7 protein-coding genes and 1 pseudogene are annotated in these 25,724 nt (G+C 60.8%); 2 read left to right on the top strand and 6 right to left on the bottom strand.

Translation table 11 applies throughout. The annotated features are described in order from the left end of the window. Window positions 1–20 precede the first annotated feature (20 nt). On the bottom strand, window positions 21–170 hold the full coding sequence (locus RBRH_RS21475) for a hypothetical protein (RefSeq protein WP_232509383.1): 150 nt from the start codon (window positions 168–170) through the stop codon (window positions 21–23). 106 nt (window positions 171–276) lie between these two features. Here RBRH_RS21475 and RBRH_RS14075 point away from each other — a divergent pair, with 106 nt between their 5' ends. Both RBRH_RS14075 and RBRH_RS14080 read left to right on the top strand, forming a co-directional pair. After that, complete coding sequence (locus RBRH_RS14075; RefSeq protein ID WP_013428766.1) at window positions 277–1,509, top strand: metallophosphoesterase; 1,233 nt, start codon at window positions 277–279, stop codon at window positions 1,507–1,509. 230 nt (window positions 1,510–1,739) lie between these two features. Further along, on the top strand, window positions 1,740–1,940 hold the full coding sequence (locus RBRH_RS14080; RefSeq protein ID WP_041754823.1) for a hypothetical protein: 201 nt from the start codon (window positions 1,740–1,742) through the stop codon (window positions 1,938–1,940). A 365-nt stretch (window positions 1,941–2,305) separates the two neighbouring features. Here RBRH_RS14080 and RBRH_RS14085 read toward each other — a convergent pair whose 3' ends face one another. The 5 genes and pseudogenes from RBRH_RS14085 to RBRH_RS16800 form a co-directional block, all read right to left on the bottom strand. Beyond that, window positions 2,306–3,016 (bottom strand): MIP/aquaporin family protein, encoded by a 711-nt coding sequence (locus tag RBRH_RS14085; RefSeq protein WP_013428770.1) that lies wholly within the window; start codon window positions 3,014–3,016, stop codon window positions 2,306–2,308. 21 nt (window positions 3,017–3,037) lie between these two features. After that, window positions 3,038–4,534 (bottom strand): glycerol kinase GlpK, encoded by a 1,497-nt coding sequence (gene glpK / locus RBRH_RS14090; RefSeq protein WP_041754825.1) that lies wholly within the window; start codon window positions 4,532–4,534, stop codon window positions 3,038–3,040. A 334-nt stretch (window positions 4,535–4,868) separates the two neighbouring features. Further along, a complete protein-coding gene (locus RBRH_RS20620) occupies window positions 4,869–5,024 on the bottom strand; it encodes a hypothetical protein (RefSeq protein ID WP_232509423.1) in 156 nt (51 codons plus the stop codon). A 38-nt stretch (window positions 5,025–5,062) separates the two neighbouring features. Then, window positions 5,063–5,329: pseudogene (locus RBRH_RS20625) on the bottom strand (AMP-binding enzyme); the annotation flags it as partial. 509 nt (window positions 5,330–5,838) lie between these two features. Further along, window positions 5,839–25,539 carry a non-ribosomal peptide synthetase gene (locus RBRH_RS16800; RefSeq protein WP_041754829.1) on the bottom strand — a complete coding sequence of 6,567 codons (19,701 nt, stop codon included), beginning with the start codon at window positions 25,537–25,539 and terminating at the stop codon, window positions 5,839–5,841. Window positions 25,540–25,724: the final 185 nt, after the last annotated feature.

Genomic DNA, 25,724 nt, shown 5'->3' on the forward strand with positions numbered 1-25,724 from the left:
CATACCACGTTGCACCGATTTCAGGCGTCGGTGCAGCCTCTTAACGCCCACCACTCCCATAGCCGGCGGTCGGTGACGGCCTCCTCCAATGCGTCGACGTAGTCGAGGCTGAGCAACTCGAGCACGATCGCCTGTCCGCTTAACGTCACGGGGTGAATCCAGGATTCCATTGCGATTCTCGTGAGCCGGTCAGGCGCCGTATGTGAATCATCTACCGCTAGAATAGCCATGCACCCGCCCAGCCATCGCGCAGGCGGCTTACCATGAAAGGATTACATGCGACGCTATAGTTTTCTAATCCGGATCATCGCGATTGGTATTTTGATGCATCTCTACGTCGGCGTGCGCTTGGTGCCGGTACTGCCAGGCGGCCCCGCCGTGTGCAACGCGGCAGTCGCGTACCTTGGACTGTCCGTCATATTGATTCTATTCGGAATGCTGGCGCAGGCAATCGAACGACAGCCGCTTTCCGACTGGCTTGCGTGGGCGGGCATGCTGGCGATGGGATTTTTCTCGTCATTGCTTGTGCTTACGTTCGCGCGCGACGTTGCATTGCTCTTCGTGCATGTGCTCGATGCCGCGCTCGCGGCGCACTGGCCGCTTGAGCAATGGCAGCGCGATTCGGCACCCGTCGTGCCCGCGCTTGCGCTGCTGGCCTCGTTCGCGGGCTTTGTCAATGCACGCCGGCGCGCAGGCGTGGTGACTGTCCAGGTCCCGATCGACGGGCTGCCGGACGCATTGGACGGCTTCACGATCGCGCAGATCAGCGACATCCATGTCGGGCCGACGATCAAACGCGGCTATGTCGAGGCGATCGTCGAGGCGGTCAATACACTGCGGCCGGACCTGATCGCGATCACCGGAGATATCGTCGATGGCCGCGTCGAGCAACTGGCGCCCCATACCCAGCCGCTGGGGCAGCTACAAGCGCGGCACGGCGTATTCCTGGTCACCGGTAATCACGAATACTACTGCAGTGCGCACGCGTGGATCGACGAATTCAAGCGGCTTGGCCTAACCGTGCTGATGAACCAGCACGTGGTAATCGGCCACGGTACGGCGTGCGTCGTGGTGGCCGGCGTCACGGACTATTCGGCGGGTCACTTCGACGCCGCGCATGCCAGCGATCCGGCCGGTGCGCTGCGCGGGGCGCCGCCGCACGCCGCCGTGAGGATCCTGCTGGCCCACCAGCCGCGTACCGCGTCGGCAGCCGTGCAAGCAGGCTATACGCTACAGTTATCCGGGCACACGCACGGCGGCCAGTTCTTCCCGTGGAATTTCTTCGTGCGGCTGCAGCAGCCGTTCACCGCCGGCCTGCACCGGCTGTCGCAGCTATGGGTTTACACGAGTCGCGGCACTGGGTATTGGGGGCCGCCGAAGCGCATTGGCGCACCATCAGAGATTACGCTGGTGCGGCTGGTCCCGGCACGCGCCGGCTCGCGCGCTCCCGCCCCGCCCGGCTCGAGCGTCGCCCGTGCGGCACGCCCGCCGTCACCACGGTCACATTGACTGGCCGAGCAGGCACGATTCCCGCAACAGTTATTTTCGCCATAGGGCGTTCGACGCGCTCGGGCAAGCGGCGCATCTAGGCCGTTGCTGGCAGGGCAACGCACCAATCGTTCCATCGCTGCGCCGGTAAGCGTGTAGCATGGAAGCATGAGGTAGCGTGGGCACACGCCGGTCGCATGTGTGACAGCGATCAAAAAACGGCAGTATTTGGGATGGAGGCTTGTAGCAGGATGGACATCCTCGAACTTGCAAAACAGTCCGGCTTTTTCGTGACGCTCGACGGGAAGATCGGGCATGAACAGTATCAAAGCGTGCACGGCTCAGTCACCGCCCTGGAGCGTTTCGCGGAAGCGGTGCGCACTGAAGCGGATCATGATCGGCACGAAAAATGCGCAGTGACGCCCCAACCGGGGACACGCCAAACCGGATGACGCGGCGCACGACGGCTCGGCCGCGGATCGCAGCGGAGCGTAAAGGCGTGTAAAGGGACGGATCCGCGGATCGCGGTGACGGCACGCGCGTCAACAATGGCCGCGCCACAGACCACGGCCACCACGCCGCTCGTTTGGGTGTCCAAGCTGTTGCCAGCGATATGCGGTGGCCGGCCTCCCAGACAGGGGGACCGGCACGCATGGATGCGTCGAGCTAAGCGGCCTGGCCGATCGCACAGCACAGCACGGCGCGCCGCCGAGCCGTCAGGCGCGGCGGCGCCGGCGGGCGCCGGCACCGGGTTCTCTTTATATTGATCGCGCACTGGCGCCCTCGGACGCTCAGCCGGGCGGAAGGCGGCCCCGTTCTATCCCTGGAGCACGCAAACCACCGCCGCCAGCACACCGCCGATCAACGAGCCGGCGACCGGCACCCACGCGTAGCCCCAGTCACTGTCGCGCTTGCCCGGTATGGGCAGCAGTGCATGCATAATCCGCGGACTTAGGTCCCGCGCCGGGTTCATCGCATAGCCGGTCGTGCCGCCAAGCGACACACCGATGCCCAACACCAGCAATGCGACCGGCAGCGCGTTGATCGCGCCCAGGCCCACAGACGGCGCAGCCATGTGCAGCACTGCGTACACGAGTACGAACGTGGCGACAATCTCTGACGTGAGGTTGCCCAGCGTATTGCGAATCGCCGGGCCCGTGCAGAACACCGCGAGCTTTGTGTCCGGGCAATCCGTCGACTCGAAGTGCTTACGATAGACGAGCCAGACCAGGAACGCGCCGAACATGCCGCCGAGCATTTGCACGGCCACATAGGCCGGCACCTTGGCCCACGCGAACTTGCCGGCGACGGCGAGCGCCACAGACACAGCCGGGTTCAGGTGCGCACCGCTGTAGGCGGCCGAGCAGACGATGCCCACGAATACAGCCATTGCCCAGCCTATCGCGATCACAATCAGCCCACTATTGTGGCCTTTCGTGCGCGCCAGGATCACATTGGCGACGACGCCGTCGCCGAGCAATACCAGCAGGGCAGTTCCGATCAATTCTGCGATCAACGCATGGGTCATGATAATCTCCGTTGTCGTCGATCAGGCCGCCGCCCACATCATCGCGGCGGATACCGCACGCTGCCAGCCTGCCCTGTGCCGCGCCGTCTCCTCCGACTCCAGCGCCGGTATGAAGCGCCGGTCCAGCTGCCACTGGTCGCGGACCTCATCGATGCCGTCCCAATATCCAGTCGCCAGCCCTGCAAGGTAGGCGGCGCCCAGCGCGGTGGTCTCCGTCACGCGCGGGCGCACCACGTCCACGCCGAGGATGTCCGCCTGAAATTGCATCAGCAGATTGTTCTCGACCGCGCCCCCATCGACGCGCAGCTCGGTGATCGGCTGGCCTGCATCGGCCTCCATTGCCTTGAGCACGTCAAACGATTGATGGGCAATGCTGTCCAGCGCGGCGCGGGCAATATGCGCGGCCGTGGTACCCCGCGTGGCGCCGAACAATGTGCCGCGTGCGTGCGGATTCCAATGCGGCGCGCCCAGGCCCGCGAAGGCCGGCACTAGGAACACGCCATCGCTGTGCGGCACGGAGGCGGCCAACGCCTCGATATCGGCCGCCTGTTTGATGATTCCCAGCCCGTCGCGCAGCCATTGCACCACAGCGCCGCCGATGAAGATGCTGCCCTCCAGCGCATAGGTGGTCTTGCCGTCGATTTGCCAGGCAATCGTCGTCACGAGGTTGTTGCGCGACTCAATCGGCTTGTCGCCGGTGTTCATCACCAGGAAGCAGCCCGTGCCATACGTATTCTTGACCATGCCGGGCGTGATGCACATTTGCCCGAACAGCGCGGCATGCTGATCGCCCGCCACGCCGGCGATCGGAATCCGCGACGCGAACACGGTGGTCTTCGTCGCGTCGTACAGCCCCGAGGACGGCTTGACCTGCGGCATCATGCTACGCGGAATATCCAGTTCGGCGAGTAATTCGTCGTCCCAGTCCAGCGTATGGATATTGAACAGCATCGTGCGGGACGCATTGGTCACGTCCGTCGCGTGCGTATTGTGACGCGTGAAATTCCAGATCAGCCAGCTATCAACCGTGCCGAACGCGAGCTTGCCCTGCTTAGCGCGCTCGCGCGCGCCGGCGACGTTGTCTAGGATCCAGCGGATCTTCGTCGCGGAGAAGTAAGCATCGATTGGCAAGCCGGTCTTCGCGCGAACTGCGCCTTCAAGCCCACGTGCCTTGAGTTCAGCACAAAAATCGGCGGTGCGTCGGTCCTGCCAGACGATAGCGTTATAAATCGGCAGCCCGGTCTCACGATCCCATACGATTGTCGTCTCGCGTTGATTCGTGATTCCCAATGCGTGGATCGACCCGCCGTTCAGTCCCGCGCGCACGACGGCTTCAGCGGCGACGCCCGCCTGGGTCGACCAGATTTCCTGCGGATTGTGCTCAACCCAGCCGGGTTGAGGGTAGATTTGGCGGAATTCCTTTTGAGCAGTCGATACGATATTGCCCCCGCGGTCGAACACGATCGCGCGCGAGCTGGTGGTGCCCTGGTCCAGCGCCAGGACGTACTTGCCTTCCATGACTGTCTCCGTCGGTTTGGCCGTTGTTGAACGCTGCACCGTCTACACAGTGCAGTGCCGCGCGAGGCGAGGCAGTCCGGCCATCAATGTTCGTTTTTGAACATTCAGTCCCGTCATAACGCCCACTACATCGCTGCGCGAAATTTAATGTTCTAATTCGCAAATGTAAAGTCTGTTTTCGAACAAATTCGGGAAAACCCTTGGTTGACAACACCTAAATTAGATTAACCTCTCAATTTTATCTGGAAAACGGGGTGCATACTGTGCGATGCGGCATGCCCCCACTGGCGCCCATCCCAGGGCACCGCGTCCGAGATGCGGTGCCAACCAACGTTCAGGCGGTTACCACCCGGCCGCGCTCCTGCGACGACGCGCCATGCAGTTGGTCGAGCTTTTCCCGCAGCACGCGGCCGATTTCCGCCGACGGGCCCGGCCGGTCCATATCGTCGTGCGTGCACGCGATGTCATGGGTCTCGATCTTCCCCAGCACATAGGGACGCCAGGCGGCCGGTCGATTTTGCCGTTCGGCGTAAGGGCAAACGCGTCGAGCCTCAAAAATGCGCTTGGCACCATATAGTCCGGCAACGCGCCTGCCACATGAGCGCACAGCGTGGCCGGCAACGATTCGCTGGGATCGACCACGACATACGCGACGAGTCGCTTGTCCGCTCCGTCGCCCACCGCGGCCACGACAGCCTCCCGCACCAGGGGATGCTTGGTCAGGCACGCCTCGATCCGCCGTGCTTCCTTGCGCTCACCGACACCATCCTCGACCGACTCGTTCGCAAAGCACATCGCCCCACGTTTTGCGGGAAATCATGCGCAAGCGCCGGAATGGTTTGACCAACAAGGAGATCTCGGAGTAAAAACGTACAGCCTCGCATCACCACGCTTTACGTGTTCACCCCGCTGTGCATTAAGCGGTCGAATTCGCGTGGAATCAGTGGTCGCCTTCGCATGGAACCGCTGCTCGGATTCTGTGGAATACGCATATCCAGCCAACCGAGAAGGTAATCGCGGTGCGCAAAAATATGGAATATCCAAACGCTTGCCGCAAACGAGCGCTAATTGGTTCTCATTTAGACAACCTTGACGCGCGAAGCGGAGCTGACACGGCCATGCGTCCACGAGACAAGTTGACTGAATCAATACGTTAACTCGACGCATAGATTCGCGCTTTACTCTTGGCCAAATACGCCTGACGTTCGGCTTCACCAAGATACACACCTGTCCCCACCACACCGTTTCAGCTTCCGAGCCTTGCTGCATCAGTCTTGGCGAATTACTCAAGGGTAGCTAATTAATCATATTAGCGTTTCCTCTTTATTGTCGCTTTTTTGTTCCCCCTGTAGCATATTCAGCTTCTGGCGCAAAATGCGACCAATATGTGCAGTAGGCACGGGCAACTCCATGTCGTAATGTTGGCAAGCGATGTCGTGAACTTCAATATTGCCTAACACGTAAGGCTGCCATACCTCCGGTGAAATAGGTTGAGTCCAGGCATTTTGGGCCACTGCTGCCCTAAAAAACAACATGTCACCACCACAAATACGTGGCGAAAAACGTTGAGCAAGCTGAACATTATTTTGAAACACTGCACGGGTTTTATCCCACAAATAATGGCCGGTCTCCGACAAGCTGCCTACAGCGTGACGTACAAACAGATGGTAAAAATCGTCTTCGGCGAGCTCCGGCTTGTTATCCAGCTGCACATGACCCGGCGTAGCATCAAGCACCGCTAATAACGCGACCCGTTCGCCCTGTTGTTCAAGCTGCGTTGCCATGCTATGGACAACTTTGCCGCCAAATGACCAACCTAGCAGATAGTAAGGCCCATGCGGCTGAATACAGCGGATTTGCTGAATATAGTCCAGAGCCATCGCCTCGATCGTGAGAGCGGGCGACGAGCCACCGTCAAGTCCACGAGCTTGTAAGCCATAGACCGGTTGATCTGCCTCCAAATGGCTCACCAGGCCCCGATAGTGCCAACTTAACCCAGTCACAGGATGGACACAGAAAAGCGCAGGTCGAGCGCCATGAGGTTGAATCGGCAGTAGCACAGCAAAGGACTCGTCCCGCACGTTCTCTTGTGCCGATACACGCTGCGCTAGCGCGGCAAGGGTCGGTGCTTCAAACAGGACGGGCATCGGAATGGAGATACCCAAAGCGGTGCGACTCCGGCTAATCATCTGCACCGCGAGCAGCGAATGTCCCCCCAGTGCGAAGAAATTATCGTGTCGGCTCACTTGCTCCACACCGAGCAATTCGGACCAAATCTGAGCCAGCGTGGTCTCGAGCTCGCCCTGCGGTGCTTCATACGCCTGGTGCGCAAACGCGTCAGCGCTGGGTGCCGGCAACGCTCGCCGGTCCAGCTTGCCGTTCGGCGTCAGCGGCAATGCATCGAGTCGCACGAATGCACTGGGCACCATGTACTCAGGCAACGCGGCCGCCACATGCGTGCGCAACGTGCCCGCTAACGCGTCATCGGGATCGGCCACCACATACGCGACTAGCCGTTTATCTTGGCCTTCGCCTGTTGCCAGCACAACCGCGTCGCGCACCTGCGTATGCTGAGCCAAGCACGCCTCGATCTCACCGAGCTCAATGCGAAAACCCCGGATCTTGACTTGATGATCGTTGCGGCCCAGGAATTCCAAGTTACCGTCCGGTAAATACCGCGCCAGGTCCCCCGTCTTGTACATCCGCGCATCGGGCTCAGAGGCGAACGGATCGTGCACAAAACGCTCGGCCGTCAATTCGGGGCGATTCAGGTAGCCGCGTGCCACCCCGGCGCCACCAATATACAGCTCCCCCACCGCGCCCAGCGGCACCGGCTGACCGTAGCGATCGAGCAGGTAAATGCGCGTGTTCGCGATCGGACGCCCAATAGGAATGCTTGTATCCTGTTTGACATTGCTCACCTCATACCAGCTCGCATAGGTGACTGTTTCCGTTGGGCCATACACATGTAGCAGATGCCGCGGCTTCGCTTGCTGTAGGACGCGGAACACGCATCGCGGATCCGCATTTTCTCCTCCAAACAACAAGTAATGCAGATCACTAAAAGCCTCAACCTTCTCTTTAACCATCTGGTTAAAGAGCGCCGTCGTCAAAAATAGTACTGTCACACCACTTTGCTTGAGCTTACGGGACAACATGGCAGGAGAAAGCAAAGTCTCCCGCTCGATAACCTCGATGCGTGCCCCATTCAACAGCGGTGTCCAGATCTCGAAAGTCGTCGCGTCAAATGCCAGGTTCGATGCGAGTGCGAAGACGGCTCCCGGCTCAACTTTTATGTAATCTGTATTTCGCACCAACCGAACCACGCCTTGATGATGGACCATCACGCCTTTGGGCACACCGGTCGAGCCCGACGTATAGATCACATACGCCAGATGGCGGGATGTCAGATCCGGCACCACCGGGTTCGTCTCCGCCTGCGCCGGCAGCCGATTCGGATCCAGCACCGTGCACTCGGCCAGCGCCGCCCCACCCAGCGCCGCCCGGCCCGCTGCATCGGCCAACACAATATCCGGCACCGCATCCATGAGAATATGCGCGAGCCGCTCGCCCGGATAGCTTGGGTCAAGCGGCACATACGCGCCACCCGCTTTCAGGATCGCCAGCAGCCCCACCACCATCGCCGGGCTGCGCTGCACGCAGATCGCCACCCGGGCATTCGGCACAACACCCAGTTCAATGAGCTGATGTGCCAAGCGATTCGCCCGCGCATTGAGCTCCGTGTAGCTTAATGCTTGGTCTTCGTACACCAATGCTATGGCTTCAGGCATGCGCTCGGCCTGCGCTTCAAACAGCTGGTGAATACATTGGTGCGCCGGATAGTCCCGCTGCGTCGCGTTCCACGTCTGTAGCAGCAACGTGCGCTCGGCCGGCGACAGCAAGTCGACGCGCGTCACCGGGTGCGATGTGTCAGCGGCCATCGCCTGCAACATCGTTTGCAGATAGCCGACGTGCCGCTCGATCGTCGCGTGATCGAACAACGCCGTCGCATAGTGCAGAACGCCGATCATCTCTCCACCGACTTCATGCATGTGCAGGTTCAAATCGAACTTGGCCACCTCGTGGTCCCGGCCAGCGGACGTGACCTCCAGCCCCGGCAAGGCCCACGTGCCGCGCTCGTTGCTCTGCCACACGAACATCACTTGGAACAGCGGCGTATGATCCAGCCGCCTCGGCGGCTGCACAATCTCCACCACCTGCTCGAACGGCAAGTCCTGATGCGCTTGCGCCTCCAGTGCCGTGCGCCGCACCCGCTCAAGCAGCTGTGTGGCGCTCGGCTCGCCCGACACATCCATGCGCAACGCCAGCGTGTTCACAAAGAAGCCAATCAACGGCTCAATCTGAGGATGGTGACGATTGGCGCTTGCCGTGCCAATGACCAGATCCTCCTGCCCCGATAGCCGCGCGAGCACCGCGCTCCACGCGGCCAGCACCGTCATGAACAGCGTCGCGCCTTGCGCCTGGCTCAAACGCTTGAGCTCACGGGTTGTCTGCGCATCGATCCGAATTGGCACATGCGCGCCGGCAAACGATTGCTGCGCCGGGCGCGGTCGGTCGGTCGGCAACGTCAGCAGCACCGGTGCATCGGCCAGCTGCGTGCGCCAGTACTCACTTTGCGCCTTAAGCCGCTCACCCGAGAGCCACTGACGCTGCCACGCCGCATAATCCGGATATTGGATCGTCAGTGCCGGCAGTGGATCTGTCTGTCCGTCACAGGCCGCGCGATACAACATATTCAATTCGCGCACCAGCACCCCGACCGACCAGCCATCCGACACGATATGGTGCTGCACGAGCAGCATCACGTATTCGTCATCGGCCACTTGAATGCCGCACGCGCGCATCAGCGGGCCACAGGCCAGATCGAACGGTGCTTGGGCGGCCTCGGCGCTGAGTTGGACAAGCTGAGTAGCCGCGTCAGACACGCCGCGCAGGTCATGCCAGGTCATCGGCATCCCTGCCTCGGCGGGCAACAGCTGCACCTGCGGCTGACCGTCAACGCTGACGAACACCGAGCGCAGCGCTTCATGACGCGCCCATAGCGCATCCAGTGCTTGTTGCCACGCGATGGGATTCAATGTACCGCGCAGGCGCAATGCCATCGGCATATGATACGTATCGCTCCCCCCATCGAGCTGCGCGAGGAACCACAGCCGTTGCTGCGCGAACGACAGCGGCAGTGCACCGTCACGCGAGACCGGCGTGATTGCGGGTAGCGCCGCACCGTCTGACGCGCGTTGCGCCTCGAGTACCGCAGCCAAGCCGGCCAATGTGGGTGCAGCAAACAACGTCGCTAGCGGCAATGCGATGCCCAGCGCAGCTACCCGGTTCATCAAACGCACCGCGAGCAGCGAATGGCCACCGAGCGCGAAGAAATTGTCGTGCCGACCGACTCGGTTGACACTCAGCAACTCGCTCCAGATCGCCGCTAGCGTGGTCTCGAGCTCGCCCTGCGGTACTTCATACGCCTGGTGCGCAAACGCGTCAGCGCTGGGTGCCGGCAATGCGCGCCGATCCAGCTTGCCGTTCGGTGTCAGCGGCAATGCATCGAGTCGCACGAATGCACTGGGCACCATGTACTCGGGCAACGCGGCCGCCACATGCGTGCGCAACGTGCCCGCTAACGCGTCATCAGGATCGGCCACCACATACGCGACTAGCCGTTTATCTTGGCCTTCGCCTGTTGCCAATACAACCGCGTCGCGCACCTGCGTATGCTGAGCCAAGCATGTCTCGATCTCACCGAGCTCAATGCGAAAGCCCCGGATCTTGACTTGATGATCGTTGCGGCCCAGGAATTCCAAGTTACCGTCCGGTAAATACCGCGCCAGGTCCCCCGTCTTGTACATCCGCGCATCGGGCTCAGAGGCGAACGGATCGTGCACAAAACGCTCGGCCGTCAATTCGGGGCGATTCAGGTAGCCGCGTGCCACCCCGGCGCCACCAATATACAGCTCCCCCACCGCGCCCAGCGGCACCGGCTGACCGTAGCGATCGAGCAGGTAAATGCGCGTGTTCGCGATCGGACGCCCAATACTTTCGATGAAGGGCGCCCCCCGCTGAATCGATAACCACGTCGAATAGGTGGTGCTCTCCGAGGGCCCATAAAGGTTGCATAAACGCTGCACCGGCGTTTTCTCGAAAACCTGCTTGATTAACGACGCCTTCAGGGGCTCGCCTGCCATATTAATCGTAACAGCCGAAGATAGGTCCGCTTGATGAGCGAGCAGCGACTGCAATGCAGATGGCACCGTATTGATCAGCGAAACTGGCTGAGCGTGATGCATTAACGCCAGTGCATCCTCAACCAGGTGTACGGTTGAGCCTTGAGCGAGCGGTACAAAGCACTCGTAGATGGACAAATCGAAGCTGATCGAAGTGGCAAGCAACGTATGCTGCGTTTCTGCGGAAGTAAAGGTTTGAAGGGCCCAGAACAGGAAATTGACCGTTTGAGCATGCTCGACCATCACCCCTTTGGGTATACCGGTGGAACCCGACGTATAGATCACATACGCCAGATGTCGGGACGTGAGTGCCGGTACCGACGGATTCGTCTCCCGCTGCGCCGGGAGCCTATTCGGATCGAGCACCGTGCGATGAGCCAAGGCCGCGTCACCCAACGCCACCTGGCCCGCTGCATCGGCCAACACAATATCCGGCGCCGCATCCATGAGAATATGCGCGAGCCGCTCGCCCGGATAGCTTGGGTCAAGCGGCACATACGCGCCACCCGCTTTCAGGATCGCCAGCAGCCCCACCACCATCGCCGGGCTGCGCTGCACGCAGATCGCCACCCGGGCATTCGGCACAACACCCAGTTCAATGAGCTGATGTGCCAAGCGATTCGCCCGCGCATTGAGCTCCGTGTAGCTTAATGCTTGGTCTTCGTACACCAATGCTATGGCTTCAGGCATGCGCTCGGCCTGCGCTTCGAACAACTGGTGAATACATTGGTGCGCCGGATAGTCCCGCTGCGTCGCGTTCCACGTCTGCAGCAGCAACGTACGCTCGGCCGGCGATAGCAATTCAACGCGCGTCACCGGATACGCTGCGTCAGCAGCCATCGCCTGCAGCATCGTCTGCAAATACCCGACGTGTCGCTCGATCGTCGCGCGATCGAACAGCGCCGTCGCATAGCCTAGCGCGCCGACAATCTCCCCACCTGCTTCATATAGGTGCAGGTCTAAATCGAACTTGGCTACGTCATAAGCCAAGTCCGCAGGCGTGACTTCTAACGCCGGCAGATCCCACACGGCACGCTCGTTGCTCTGCCACGCAAACATCACCTGGAACAGCGGCGTATGATCCAGCCGCCTCGGCGGCTGCACAATCTCCACCACCTGCTCGAACGGCAAGTCCTGATGCGCTTGCGCCTCCAGTGCCGTGCGCCGCACCCGCTCAAGCAGCTGTGTGGCGCTCGGCTCGCCCGACACATCCATGCGCAACGCCAGCGTGTTCACAAAGAAGCCAATCAACGGCTCAATCTGAGGATGGTGACGATTGGCGCTTGCCGTGCCAATAACCAGATCCTCCTGCCCTGACAGCCGCGCGAGCACTGCGCTCCACGCGGCCAGCACCGTCATGAATAGCGTCGCGCCTTGCGCTTGGCTCCAATGCTTAAGCGCTTGCGTGGTTTGCGCATCGATCTGAATCGGCACGTAGGCCCCTTCGAACGATTGCTGCGCCGGGCGCGGTCGGTCGGTCGGCAACGTCAGCAGCACCGGTGCATCGGCCAGCTGCGTGCGCCAGTACTCACTTTGCGCCTTGAGCCGCTCACCCGAGAGCCACTGACGCTGCCACGCCGCATAATCCGGATATTGGATCGTCAGCGCCGGCAGCGGATCTGTCTGTCCGTCACAGGCCGCGCGATACAACGTATTCAATTCGCGCACCAGCACCCCGACCGACCAGCCATCCGACACGATATGGTGCTGCACGAGCAGCATCACGTACTCGTCATCGGCCACTTGAATGCCGCACGCGCGCATCAGCGGGCCACAGGCCAGGTCGAACGGTGCTTGGGCGGCCTCGGCGCTGAATTGGGCGAGCTGAGTAGCCGCGTCAGACACGCCGCGCAGGTCATGCCAGGTCATCGGCATCCCTGCCTCGGCGGGCAACAGCTGCACCTGCGGCTGACCCTCGACGCTGATGAACACCGAGCGCAGCGCTTCGTGACGCGCCCACAGCGCATCCAGCGCTTGCTGCCACGCCACTCGGTTCAAGGCGCCGCGCAGGCGCAATGCCATCGACATATGATACGTATCGCTCCCCCCATCGAGCTGCGCGAGGAACCACAGCCGTTGCTGCGCGAACGACAGCGGCAGTGCACCGTCACGCGAGACCGGCGTGATTGCGGGTAGCGCCGCACCGTCTGACGCGCGTTGCGCCTCGAGTACCGCAGCCAAGCCGGCCAATGTGGGTGCAGCAAACAACGTCGCTAGCGGCAATGCGATGCCCAGCGCAGCTACCCGGTTCATCAAACGCACCGCGAGCAGCGAATGGCCACCGAGCGCGAAGAAATTGTCGTGCCGACCGACTCGGTTGACACTCAGCAACTCGCTCCAGATCGCCGCTAGCGTGGTCTCGAGCTCGCCCTGCGGTACTTCATACGCCTGGTGCGCAAACGCGTCAGCGCTGGGTGCCGGCAATGCGCGCCGATCCAGCTTGCCGTTCGGTGTCAGCGGCAATGCATCGAGTCGCACGAATGCACTGGGCACCATGTACTCGGGCAACGCGGCCGCCACATGCGTGCGCAACGTGCCCGCTAACGCGTCATCAGGATCGGCCACCACATACGCGACTAGCCGTTTATCTTGGCCTTCGCCTGTTGCCAATACAACCGCGTCGCGCACCTGCGTATGCTGAGCCAAGCATGTCTCGATCTCACCGAGCTCAATGCGAAAGCCCCGGATCTTGACTTGATGATCGTTGCGGCCCAGGAATTCCAAGTTACCGTCCGGTAAATACCGCGCCAGGTCCCCCGTCTTGTACATCCGCGCATCGGGCTCAGAGGCGAACGGATCGTGCACAAAACGCTCGGCCGTCAATTCGGGGCGATTCAGGTAGCCGCGTGCCACCCCGGCGCCACCAATATACAGCTCCCCCACCGCGCCCAGCGGCACCGGCTGACCGTAGCGATCGAGCAGGTAAATGCGCGTGTTCGCGATCGGACGCCCAATAGGAATGCTTGTATCCTGTTTGACATTGCTCACCTCATACCAGCTCGCATAGGTGACTGTTTCCGTTGGGCCATACACATGTAGCAGATGCCGCGGCTTCGCTTGCTGTAGGACGCGGAACACGCATCGCGGATCCGCATTTTCTCCTCCAAACAACAAGTAATGCAGATCACTAAAAGCCTCAACCTTCTCTTTAACCATCTGGTTAAAGAGCGCCGTCGTCAAAAATAGTACTGTCACACCACTTTGCTTGAGCTTACGGGACAACATGGCAGGAGAAAGCAAAGTCTCCCGCTCGATAACCTCGATGCGTGCCCCATTCAACAGCGGTGTCCAGATCTCGAAAGTCGTCGCGTCAAATGCCAGGTTCGATGCGAGTGCGAAGACGGCTCCCGGCTCAACTTTTATATAATCTGTATTTCGCACCAACCGAACCACGCCTTGATGATGGACCATCACGCCTTTGGGCACACCGGTCGAGCCCGACGTATAGATCACATACGCCAGATGGCGGGATGTCAGGCTCGCCACCGACGGATTCGTGTCCGGCAACGCCGGCACGGTAGCCGGATCGAGCACCGTGCACTCGGCCAGCGCCGCCTCGCCCAACGCAGCACGCCCGGCCGCATCGGCGAGCACAATGCTCGGTGCCGCATCAACGAGGATATGCGCCAAGCGCTCACTCGGATAGGTGGGATCGAGCGGTACATACGCGCCGCCGGCTTTCAGAATCGCCAACAGCCCGACGACCAACGCGGGACTGCGCTGCACGCAGATCGCCACCCGGGCATCCGGCACAACACCCAGTTCGATCAACTGATGCGCGAGACGATTCGCCCGGGCATTGAGCTCGGCGTAACTCAGCGTCTGGTCTTCATACACCAGTGCTGTGGCTTCAGGCGTGCGCGCCACCTGCGCTTCAAACAGCTGGTGAATACATTGGTGCGCCGGATAGTCCCGCTGCGTCGCGTTCCACGTCTGCAGCAACAACGTGCGCTCGGCCGGCGACAGCAACTCAACACGCGTCACAGGATGCGATGCGTCAGCGGCCATCGCCTGCAACGTCGTCTGCAAATAACCGATGTGTCGCTCGATCGTCGCGCGATCGAACAGCGCCGTCGCATAGCCTAGCGCGCCGACAATCTCCTCGCCAGACTCGTACAAGTGCAGGTCCAGATCGAACTTGACCACATCGTAAGCCCACTTTGCTGGCGTGACCTCCACCTCCGGCAGATCCCACACGGCACGCTCGTTGCTCTGCCACACGAACATCACTTGGAACAGTGGCGTATGCTCGAGCCGACGCGGCGGCTGCACAATTTCCACCACTTGCTCGAACGGCAAGTCCTGATGCGCTTGCGCCTCCAGTGCCGTGCGCCGCACCCGCTCAAGCAACTGTGTGGCGCTCGGCTCGCCCGACACATCCATGCGCAACGCCAGCGTGTTCACAAAAAAGCCAATCAACGGCTCAATCTGAGGATGGTGACGATTGGCGCTTGCCGTGCCAATAACCAGATCCTCCTGCCCCGATAGCCGCGCGAGCACCGCGCTCCACGCGGCCAGCACCGTCATGAATAGCGTCGCGCCTTGCGCTTGGCTCCAACGCTTAAGCGCTTGCGTGGTTTGCGCATCGATCTGAATCGGCACGTAGGCCCCTTCGAACGATTGCTGCGCCGGGCGCGGTCGGTCGGTCGGCAACGTCAGCAGCACCGGTGCATCGGCCAGCTGCGTGCGCCAGTACTCACTTTGCGCCTTAAGCCGCTCACCCGAGAGCCACTGACGCTGCCACGCTGCATAATCCGGATATTGGATCGTCAGCGCCGGCAGCGGATCTGTCTGTCCGTCACAGGCCGCGCGATACAACGTATTCAATTCGCGCACCAGCACCCCGACCGACCAGCCATCCGACACGATATGGTGCTGCACGAGCAGCATCACGTATTCGTCATCGGCCACTTGAATGCCGCACGCGCGCATCAGCGGGCCACAGGCCAGATCGAACGGTGCTTGGGCGGCCTCGGCGCTGAGTTGGACAAGCTGAGTAGCCGCGTCAGACACGCCGCGCAGGTCATGCCAGGTCATCGGCATCCCCGTCTCGGCGGGCAACAGCTGCACCTGCGGCTGACCGTCAACGCTGACGAACACCGAGCGCAGCGCTTCATGACGCGCCCATAGCGCATCCAGTGCTTGTTGCCACGCGATGGGGTTCAATGTACCGCGCAGGCGCAATGCCATCGGCATATGATACGTATCGCTCGCACTATCGAGCTGCGCAAAAAACCACAGCCGTTGCTGCGCGAACGACAGCGGCAGTGCACCGTCACGCGAGACCGGCGTGATCGCGGGTAGCGCCGCACTGTCTGACGCGCGCGCCTCGAGTACGGCAGCCAAGCCGGCCAATGTGGGTGCAGCAAACAACGTCGCCAGCGGCAATGTGATGCCCAGCGCAGCTACCCGGTTCATCAAGCGCACCGCCAGTAGTGAATGCCCACCGAGCGCGAAGAAATTATCGTGTCGGCCCACTCGTTTGACACTCAGCAACTCGCTCCAGATCGCCGCTAGTGTGGTCTCGAGCTCGCCCTGTGGCGCTTCATACACTTGCAGCGCAAAAGCCGCGCTATCCGGCGCCGGCAGCGCACGCTGGTTCAGCTTGCCACTCAGCGTCAAAGGCAGCGTATCAAGCTGCACGAACGCGACCGGCACCATGTAATCTGGCAGCGTTTGGCTAAGATAGGCTTTGAGTTCGACCGGTGTCATCGCACCACCGTCAGCCGCGACCCAATAGGCCACCAAACGTCTGTCACCCGGATGATCCTCGCGCGACACCACCACTGACTGCGCGATGCTCGGATGCTTGACCAATGCCGCTTCGATTTCGCCGGGTTCGATGCGAAAGCCCCGAATCTTGATTTGCTGATCTAAGCGGCCGATATATTCCAACTGTCCATCCAAGCGCCATCTTGCCAGGTCACCTGTTCGGTATAGCCGTTCGCCGGGTCCAAATGGGCTCGGTATAAAGCGTTCGGCACTCAGTTCAGGTTGGTTGATATAGCCACGCGCCACTCCCGCGCCCGCAATATACAACTCGCCCGTCACACCTATCGGCAAGGGCTCTAAATGCCGCCCCAGCACATAGACTCGCACATTGGGCACCGGCCGACCGATCGGCACCCTTCCTTCCTGCTGGGCGTCGGCCTTGAACCACGTTGACGCCATCGTGCATTCGCTTGGCCCGTATTGATTGACCACCGTTACTTGAAGGCCAAACGCCTTATGCACCTGCTCACATACACTTGCCTCTAGCGGCTCACCAGAGGTCAAGATAGTGTTCAACGAGGATGCAATGGGACCCGCCGGTACGGTTTCACAAAGACTACGCAAAAAGCTCGGTGTGATACTCAGCAGTTTCGTCACCGACCTTTCACGAATCGCTGATAGATAGCGGCCTGGCTCTTTCGCCTGCTCATTGGGCAAGATGATCACGCGCGCGCCTGCTGTCAACGGACCAAACAAGTCGCGCACACAGGGGTCAAAGGCAAGACCCGTAATATTTAAAATAGTATCCGCACACGTGATGGCGTAATGGCGAGTCAGAAAACTTAAATAATTGACAACGCCACGATGCGAATGCATCACCCCTTTAGGCTGCCCTGTCGAGCCTGACGTATAAATCATGTAAGCAAGATGCTCGGCCGTGACTCCACTGTCCAGTCGTGTCTTGGGACACGCGGCAATCTTGGCCCAGTCCGTATCCAGATCAATACGTCGTGCCTGGATTTCAGGCAGCCTCGCTTCAAGGTGGGATTGCGTCACCAACACCGCGACGCTCGCCTGGCGCAACATAGATGCTAAGCGTTCGGCCGGATGGCTGGGATCCAGCGGCAAATACGCACCGCCCGCCTTCAGAATGCCTAATAGGCCAATGATTGCCTCAAGCGAGCGCTCGGCGCATAGTCCCACCACGACTTCCGGACCCACATCTAAGGCACGCAGGTAATGCGCCAGCTGGTTTGCCTTATCGTTTAATTCCGCGTAGCTCAGCGTCTGGTTCTCATAGACCAACGCCGTCGCCTCGGGCGTGCGCTCCACTTGCGCTTCAAACAGCTGGTGAATACATTGGTGCGCCGGATAGTCCCGCTGCGTCGCGTTCCACGTCTGCAGCAGCAACGTGCGCTCGGCCGGCGACAGCAACTCAACACGCGTCACAGGATGCGATGCGTCAGCGGCCATCGCCTGCAACATCGTCTGCAAATACCCGATGTGTCGCTCGATCGTCGCACAATCGAACAGCGCCGTCGCATAGTGCAGAACGCCGACCATCTCTCCACCGGCTTCAGATAAGTGCAGATTCAGATCGAATTTGGCCACGTCGTAAGCCCAATCCACTGGCGTGACCTCTACCTCCGGCAAATCCCACACAGCACGCTCGTTGCTCTGCCACACAAACATCACCTGAAACAGTGGCGTATGATCCAGCCGCCTCGGCGGCTGCACAATCTCCACCACCTGCTCAAACGGCACATCCTGATGCGCTTGCGCCCCCAGCGTCGTGCGCCGCACCCGCTCAAGCAATTGAGCCGCGCTCGGCTCGCCCGACACATCCAGGCGCAACGCCAACGTGTTCACAAAAAAGCCAATCAACGGCTCAATCTGAGGATGGTGACGATTGGCACTGGCCGTGCCAATCGTCAGATCCTCCTGCCCCGACAGCCGCGCGAGCACCGCGCTCCACGCGGCCAGCACCGTCATGAATAGCGTGGCGCCTTGCGCTTGGCTCAAACGCTTGAGCTTACGGGTTGTCTGCGCATCGATCCGAATCGGCACACAGGCACCGGCAAACGATTGCTGCGCCGGACGCGGCCGGTCGGTCGGTAACGTCAGCAGCACCGGTGCATCGGCCAGCTGCGTGCGCCAGTATTCGCTTTGCGCTTGCAGCCGCTCGCCCGAGAGCCACTGACGCTGCCACGCCGCATAATCCGGATATTGGATCGTCAGCGCTGGCAGCGGATCCGCCTGTCCGTCACAGGCCGCGCGATACAACGTATTCAGTTCGCGCGCCAGCACGCCGATCGACCAGCCATCCGACACGATATGGTGCTGCACAAGCAACATCACGTACTCGTCATTGGCCAACTGCACCCCGCACGCACGCATCAACGGGCCACAGGTCAGATCGAACGGCACTTGGGCCGCCTCAGCACTAAGTCGCACCAACTGGGCCTCCGCGTCGCGCACGCCGCGCAGGTCATGCCAGGTCATCGGCATCCCCGCCTCGGCGGGCAACAGCTGCACCTGCGGCTGACCCTCGACGCTGATGAACACCGAGCGCAGCGCTTCGTGACGCGCCCACAGCACATCCAGCGCTTGTTGCCACGCCACTCGGTTCAATGTACCGCGCAGGCGCAATGCCATCGGCATATGATACGTATCGCTCGCACCGCCGAGCTGCGCAAAGAACCACAGCCGTTGCTGCGCGAACGACAGCGGCAGTGCACCGTCACGCGACACCGGCGTGATCGCGGGTAGCGCCGCACCGTCTGACGCGCGTTGCGCCTCGAGTACGGCAGCCAAGCCGGCCAATGTGGGTGCAGCAAACAACGTCGCCAGCGGCAATGTGATGCCCAGCGCGGCCACCCGGTTCATCAAGCGCACCGCGAGCAACGAATGGCCACCGAGCGCGAAGAAATTGTCGTGCCGACCGACCGGCTCCACACCGAGCAATTCGGTCCAGATCTCGGCCAGCATGATCTCGAGCTCGCCTTGGGGTGCTTCATACGCTTGGTGCGCAAACGCGTCAGCGCTGGGTGCCGGCAATGCGCGGCGATCCAGCTTGCCGTTCGGTGTCAGCGGCAATGCATCAAGCCGCACGAATGCACTGGGCACCATGTACTCGGGCAACACTGCCGCCACATGCGTGCGCAATGTATTGGCCAGTTGCTCATCGGGCTCAGTCACCACATACGCGACTAGCCGTTTATCTTGGCCTTCGCCCATGGCTAGCACCACCGCCTCGTGCACCTGCGCATGCTGAACTAAGCATGTCTCGATCTCACCCAACTCAATGCGAAAACCCCGGATCTTGACCTGATGGTCGTTGCGACCCAGAAATTCCAAGTTACCGTCCGGTAAATACCGCGCCAGGTCCCCTGTCTTGTACATCCGCGCATCGGGCTCAGAGGCGAACGGATCGCGCACAAAACGCTCGGCCGTCAATTCGGGGCGATTTAAATAGCCACGCGCCACCCCTGCGCCACCAATATACAGCTCGCCCACCGCGCCTAACGGCACCGGCTGGCCATGCGCGTCGAGCAAATACACCCGCGTGTTCGCAAGCGGCCGGCCGATCGGCAACACTTTACCGTTGAAAAGGTTCAAGCCGCGCCAAGCGCTCACACAAACGGTTGTCTCCGTCGGGCCATACGCATTGAAGACAACCACGCCTTGATTCATTAAGTTGTGAAACAGAGCAACACTAGGCGCTTCACCTGCCAAAATCGCTGTAAGTGGCTGATTCAGCCTAGGCAAGTCTCTGCCTTCCTGAAGCAGCGCAGGAGGTAAGGTCACATGTGTGATGCCACATTCGGTCAGATACTGCCAGAGTCTATAGCGATCGTAACGAACGCCATCCGAGGGTAAATGTAGGCTTGCGCCACAGCCCAAGGCCATAAAGATCTCGAAGACGCTCGCATCAAAACTGAAGGAGGCAAACTGCACGATTCGGCTGGTTGCATGGACATCAAAGCAAGCGATCTGCGCTTGAGCAAGGTTCACGACACCGCGATGCTCGACCATCACGCCCTTCGGAGTACCAGTGGAACCGGACGTATAGATCACATACGCCAGATGGCGAGATGTCAGATCCGGCACCACCGGATTCGTCTCCGCCTGCGCCGGCAGCCAATTCGGGTCCAGCACCGTGCGATCGGTCAAGGCCGCCCCACCCAGCGCCGCCCGGCCCGCTGCATCCGCCAACACAATGTTCGGCGCCGCATCCGCGAGAATATGCGCGAGCCGCTCGCCTGGATAACTTGGATCGAGCGGCACATATGCCCCACCCGCCTTCAGGATCGCCAGCAGCCCCACCACCATCGCAGGACTGCGCTGCACACAGATCGCCACCCGGGCATCCGGCATAACACCCAACTCAATCAGCTGATGCGCCAGACGGTTGGCCCGCGCATTCAGCTCAGCGTAACTGAGCGTTTGCTCCTCGTAGACCAACGCCATCGCCTCGGGCGTGTGCTCCACTTGCGCTTCAAACAGCTGGTGAATACATTGGTGCGCCGGATAGTCCCGCTGCGTCGTGTTCCACGTCTGCAGCAACAACGTGCGCTCGGCCGGCGACAGCAACTCAACACGCGTCACAGGATGCGATGCGTCAGCGGCCATCGCCTGCAACGTCGTCTGCAAATAACCGATGTGTCGCTCGATCGTCGCGCGATCGAACAGCGCCGTCGCATAGCCTAGCGCGCCGACCATCTCCTCGCCCGACTCGTACAAGTGCAGGTCCAGATCAAACTTGACCACGTCGTAAGCCCAATCCGCTGGCGTGACCTCTACCTCCGGCAAATCCCACACAGCACGCTCGTTGCTCTGCCACGCAAACATCACCTGGAACAGCGGCGTATGATCCAGCCGCCTCGGCGGCTGCACAATCTCCACCACCTGCTCAAACGGCACATCCTGATGCGCTTGCGCCCCCAGCGTCGTGCGCCGCACCCGCTCAAGCAATTGCGCCGCGCTCGGCTCGCCCGACACATCCATGCGCAACGCCAACGTGTTCACAAAAAAGCCAATCAACGGCTCAATCTGAGGATGGTGACGATTGGCGCTTGCCGTGCCAATAACCAAATCCTCCTGCCCTGACAGCCGCGCGAGCACCGCGCTCCACGCGGCCAGCACCGTCATGAATAGCGTCGCGCCTTGCGCTTGGCTCCAACGCTTAAGCGCTTGCGTGGTGAGTGCATCGATCTGAATCGGCACGTAGGCCCCTTCGAACGATTGCTGCGCCGGGCGCGGTCGGTCGGTCGGCAACGTCAGCAGCACCGGTGCATCGGCCAGCTGCGTGCGCCAGTACTCACTTTGCGCCTTGAGCCGCTCACCCGAGAGCCACTGACGCTGCCACGCTGCATAATCCGGATATTGGATCGTCAGCGCCGGCAGCGGATCTGTCTGTCCGTCACAGGCCGCGCGATACAACGTATTCAATTCGCGCACCAGCACCCCGACCGACCAGCCATCCGACACGATATGGTGCTGCACGAGCAGCATCACGTACTCGTCATCGGCCACTTGAATGCCGCACGCGCGCATCAGCGGGCCACAGGCCAGGTCGAACGGTGCTTGGGCGGCCTCGGCGCTGAGTTGGGCGAGCTGAGTAGCCGCGTCAGACACGCCGCGCAGGTCATGCCAGGTCATCGGCATCCCCGCCTCGGCGGGCAACAGCTGCACCTGCGGCTGACCCTCGACGCTGATGAACACCGAGCGCAGCGCTTCGTGACGCGCCCACAGCACATCCAGCGCTTGTTGCCACGCCACTCGGTTCAATGTACCGCGCAGGCGCAATGCCATCGGCATATGATACGTATCGCTCGCACCGCCGAGCTGCGCAAAGAACCACAGCCGTTGCTGCGCGAACGACAGCGGCAGTGCACCGTCACGCGACACCGGCGTGATCGCGGGTAGCGCCGCACCGTCTGACGCGCGTTGCGCCTCGAGTACGGCAGCCAAGCCGGCCAATGTGGGTGCAGCAAACAACGTCGCCAGCGGCAATGTGATGCCCAGCGCGGCCACCCGGTTCATCAAGCGCACCGCGAGCAACGAATGGCCACCGAGCGCGAAGAAATTGTCGTGCCGACCGACCGGCTCCACACCGAGCAATTCGGTCCAGATCTCGGCCAGCATGATCTCGAGCTCGCCTTGGGGTGCTTCATACGCTTGGTGCGCAAACGCGTCAGCGCTGGGTGCCGGCAATGCGCGGCGATCCAGCTTGCCGTTCGGTGTCAGCGGCAATGCATCAAGCCGCACGAATGCACTGGGCACCATGTACTCGGGCAACGCGGCCGCCACATGCGTGCGCAACATGCCCGCTAACGCGTCATCGGGCTCGGCCACCACATATGCCACCAGACGTTTATCTGGGCCTTCGCCCACGGCCAGCACCACTGCGTCGCGCACCTGCGCATGCTGAGCCAAGCATGCCTCGATCTCACCGAGCTCAATGCGAAAGCCCCGGATCTTGACCTGATGGTCGTTGCGACCCAGAAACTCCAAGTTCCCATCGGGCAAGTAACGCGCCAAGTCGCCCGTCTTGTACATCCGCGCATCCGCCTCGTCCACGAACGGATCGCGCACAAAACGCTCAGCGGTCAGCTCCGGACGGTTCAGGTAACCCCGCGCAACGCCCGCGCCACCGATATACAGCTCGCCCACCGCGCCCAGCGGCACCGGCTGCTTATATGCATCTAGCAAATAAATTTGCGTGTTCGCGATCGGCCGGCCAATTGGGATACTGAGCGTGTCTTCCCGAATGGCGTCGATTCTATACGTCGTTGTAAACGTCGTGCTCTCGGTCGGGCCATACCCATTAATTAATTGTTGGGGTGGCGTACCCTGTAGCACTTGCGCCACCACGTTGGCATCCAGTGCATCTCCTCCTACAATCAATGCCTTGAGTTGCGGAAAAACCGGCCCTAGCTCTATAAACAACTGATTAAACAGCCCAACGGTGAGCCACAAAATGCTAATGCGCTGTTCCTGCAAAGTTTGAGCAAAAGCAGCAGGATTGAGCACCGTGTCGCGGCTAATGACGACAGCAGCTGCGCCATTAAGTAACGGAGCCCAGACTTCAAAAGTACTCGCGTCAAATGCTGGGTTGGCTGCAAGCGCCACACGATCAGCAGCCCCAACATCGAGATAACCATTGTTGATGACCAGTCGGGCAATGGAGCGATGCTCGACCATCACGCCCTTGGGCATACCCGTGGAACCGGACGTATAGATCACATACGCCAGATGGCGAGATGCCAGATCCGGCACCACCGGATTCGTCTCCGCCTGCGCCGGCAGCCAATTCGGGTCCAGCACCGTGCGATCGGTCAAGGCCGCCCCACCCAGCGCCGCCCGGCCCGCTGCATCCGCCAACACAATGTTCGGCGCCGCATCCGCGAGAATATGCGCGAGCCGCTCGCCTGGATAACTTGGATCGAGCGGCACATATGCCCCACCCGCCTTCAGGATCGCCAGCAGCCCCACCACCATCGCAGGACTGCGCTGCACACAGATCGCCACCCGGGCATCCGGCATAACACCCAACTCAATCAGCTGATGCGCCAGACGGTTGGCCCGCGCATTCAGCTCAGCGTAACTGAGCGTTTGCTCCTCGTAGACCAACGCCATCGCCTCGGGCGTGTGCTCCACTTGCGCTTCAAACAGCTGGTGAATACATTGGTGCGCCGGATAGTCCTGTTGCGTCGCGTTCCATTCGATCAGCAGTCGATGCCGTTCCTCAGTATCGAGCAGGTCTATTTCACCAATTGGTTGCGTGACGTCAGCGGCCAGCGCTTGCATAAACCGGACAAACCGACACCGATGCGCCTCAAGCTCTTCCGCCGTGTAGCATGCAGGATTCACGTCAAAGTCAATCCGTAATTGAGGGTTATCTGGCGTCCAATAGACCGCAAGCATCAAATCCTCGACCGGACCATTAAGCAGATTATGATTCGACGACGGGTACCCATCGAACGATAGATCGTAGTCAAACGGCATCACGTTGACTGTGGCGCCAAATAGTGCCTGTCCAGGCATGAGCTCAAGCTTGCGCCGCAGCGCTTCGCTCGGATAACGTTGATACCGGAAGCCACGTTGGATCTGCGTAGCCTGCTGCAGCAACGATGCTAAGGTCATCTTCGCTTCGAACGTGAACCGCAGTGGAACTGTATTAGAAACCACACCAGGAATATGTCGATTCGCGCCTAGGCGAGCGGTCACCGGCAAGCCTAGCGCCACATCTTGGGCTCTGGTCATCCGATGCAAATACGTAGCTAACGCGGCCGTTAAAAACTGGGCTAGCCGGCCCACATCTGACGCAGCGTCGCCCAGCGCCTGGGTCGCCAGATAAGCTGTCTGACGCAACCGGTGCTGTAAAGCCGGGGCGGCACGGCCTGCCAGCGTCGCAGGCACAGGCCAGTGGGCGCAGTGTTTGAGCCAATACGCTTCGTCCTTCTCTCGTTGGGCGGAAGCTCGGTATTGCGCATCGCTTTCTAACAGCTTCAAGACCGAGCCAAATGTGCAGGGCGCTGGCTCACGCTCCGCGCACAGCGCGCTGTACACTTGCGCAACACGCTGCGCGATGAGCACAGCACCATAGCCATCCATCATGATATGGTGATAGCGCTGATACCAAATCCACTGCTTGGGCGCCACTTTCAGCAACGCATACTGAAAAAGCGGCCCTTGCATCAGATCCACCGGCTCTTCATAATCGGTACGCATCCACGCCTGGGCCACTGCCTGGGACTCGGCTTCTGCCGTCAGATTCAGCACCGGCATCGACCATGCCGGTGAGCCGATCCTTTGCCGCAGACCTGCTTCACTTTCAACAAATTGCAGGCGCAAGCTGTCCGCTTCATCGATCACCTGCCGCAATGCCGCCTCAAACACTGTGGGATCGATCGCACCTTCAATGACCGTGTACTGGGCGATGTTGTAGACCGGGCTGCCGGAATGAAGCTGCTGGGCAAGCCAGATCTCCGTTTGCGCCGAAGAAAGGGGGTAAGTGGTTAGAGAAATCGCGCCAGCAGACATCACATGGACTCCAAATTTGATCAATGATTTATTCGATTTCAAGGGCGTGAGTCCACCTATCCCCTCACGCGTCACACATAACCGCCTCGTCTCCGGGCAATCGCTTTGGTTTACCGCGGGGTGTCTTCACCAAGCTGATCCGGATCAAGTCTGTACCCCGTTTTCGCACCTGGCTCCTCCGGCGG

Origin of the sequence: Mycetohabitans rhizoxinica HKI 454 (assembly GCF_000198775.1) — a bacterium.
Lineage (GTDB): Bacteria > Pseudomonadota > Gammaproteobacteria > Burkholderiales > Burkholderiaceae > Mycetohabitans > Mycetohabitans rhizoxinica.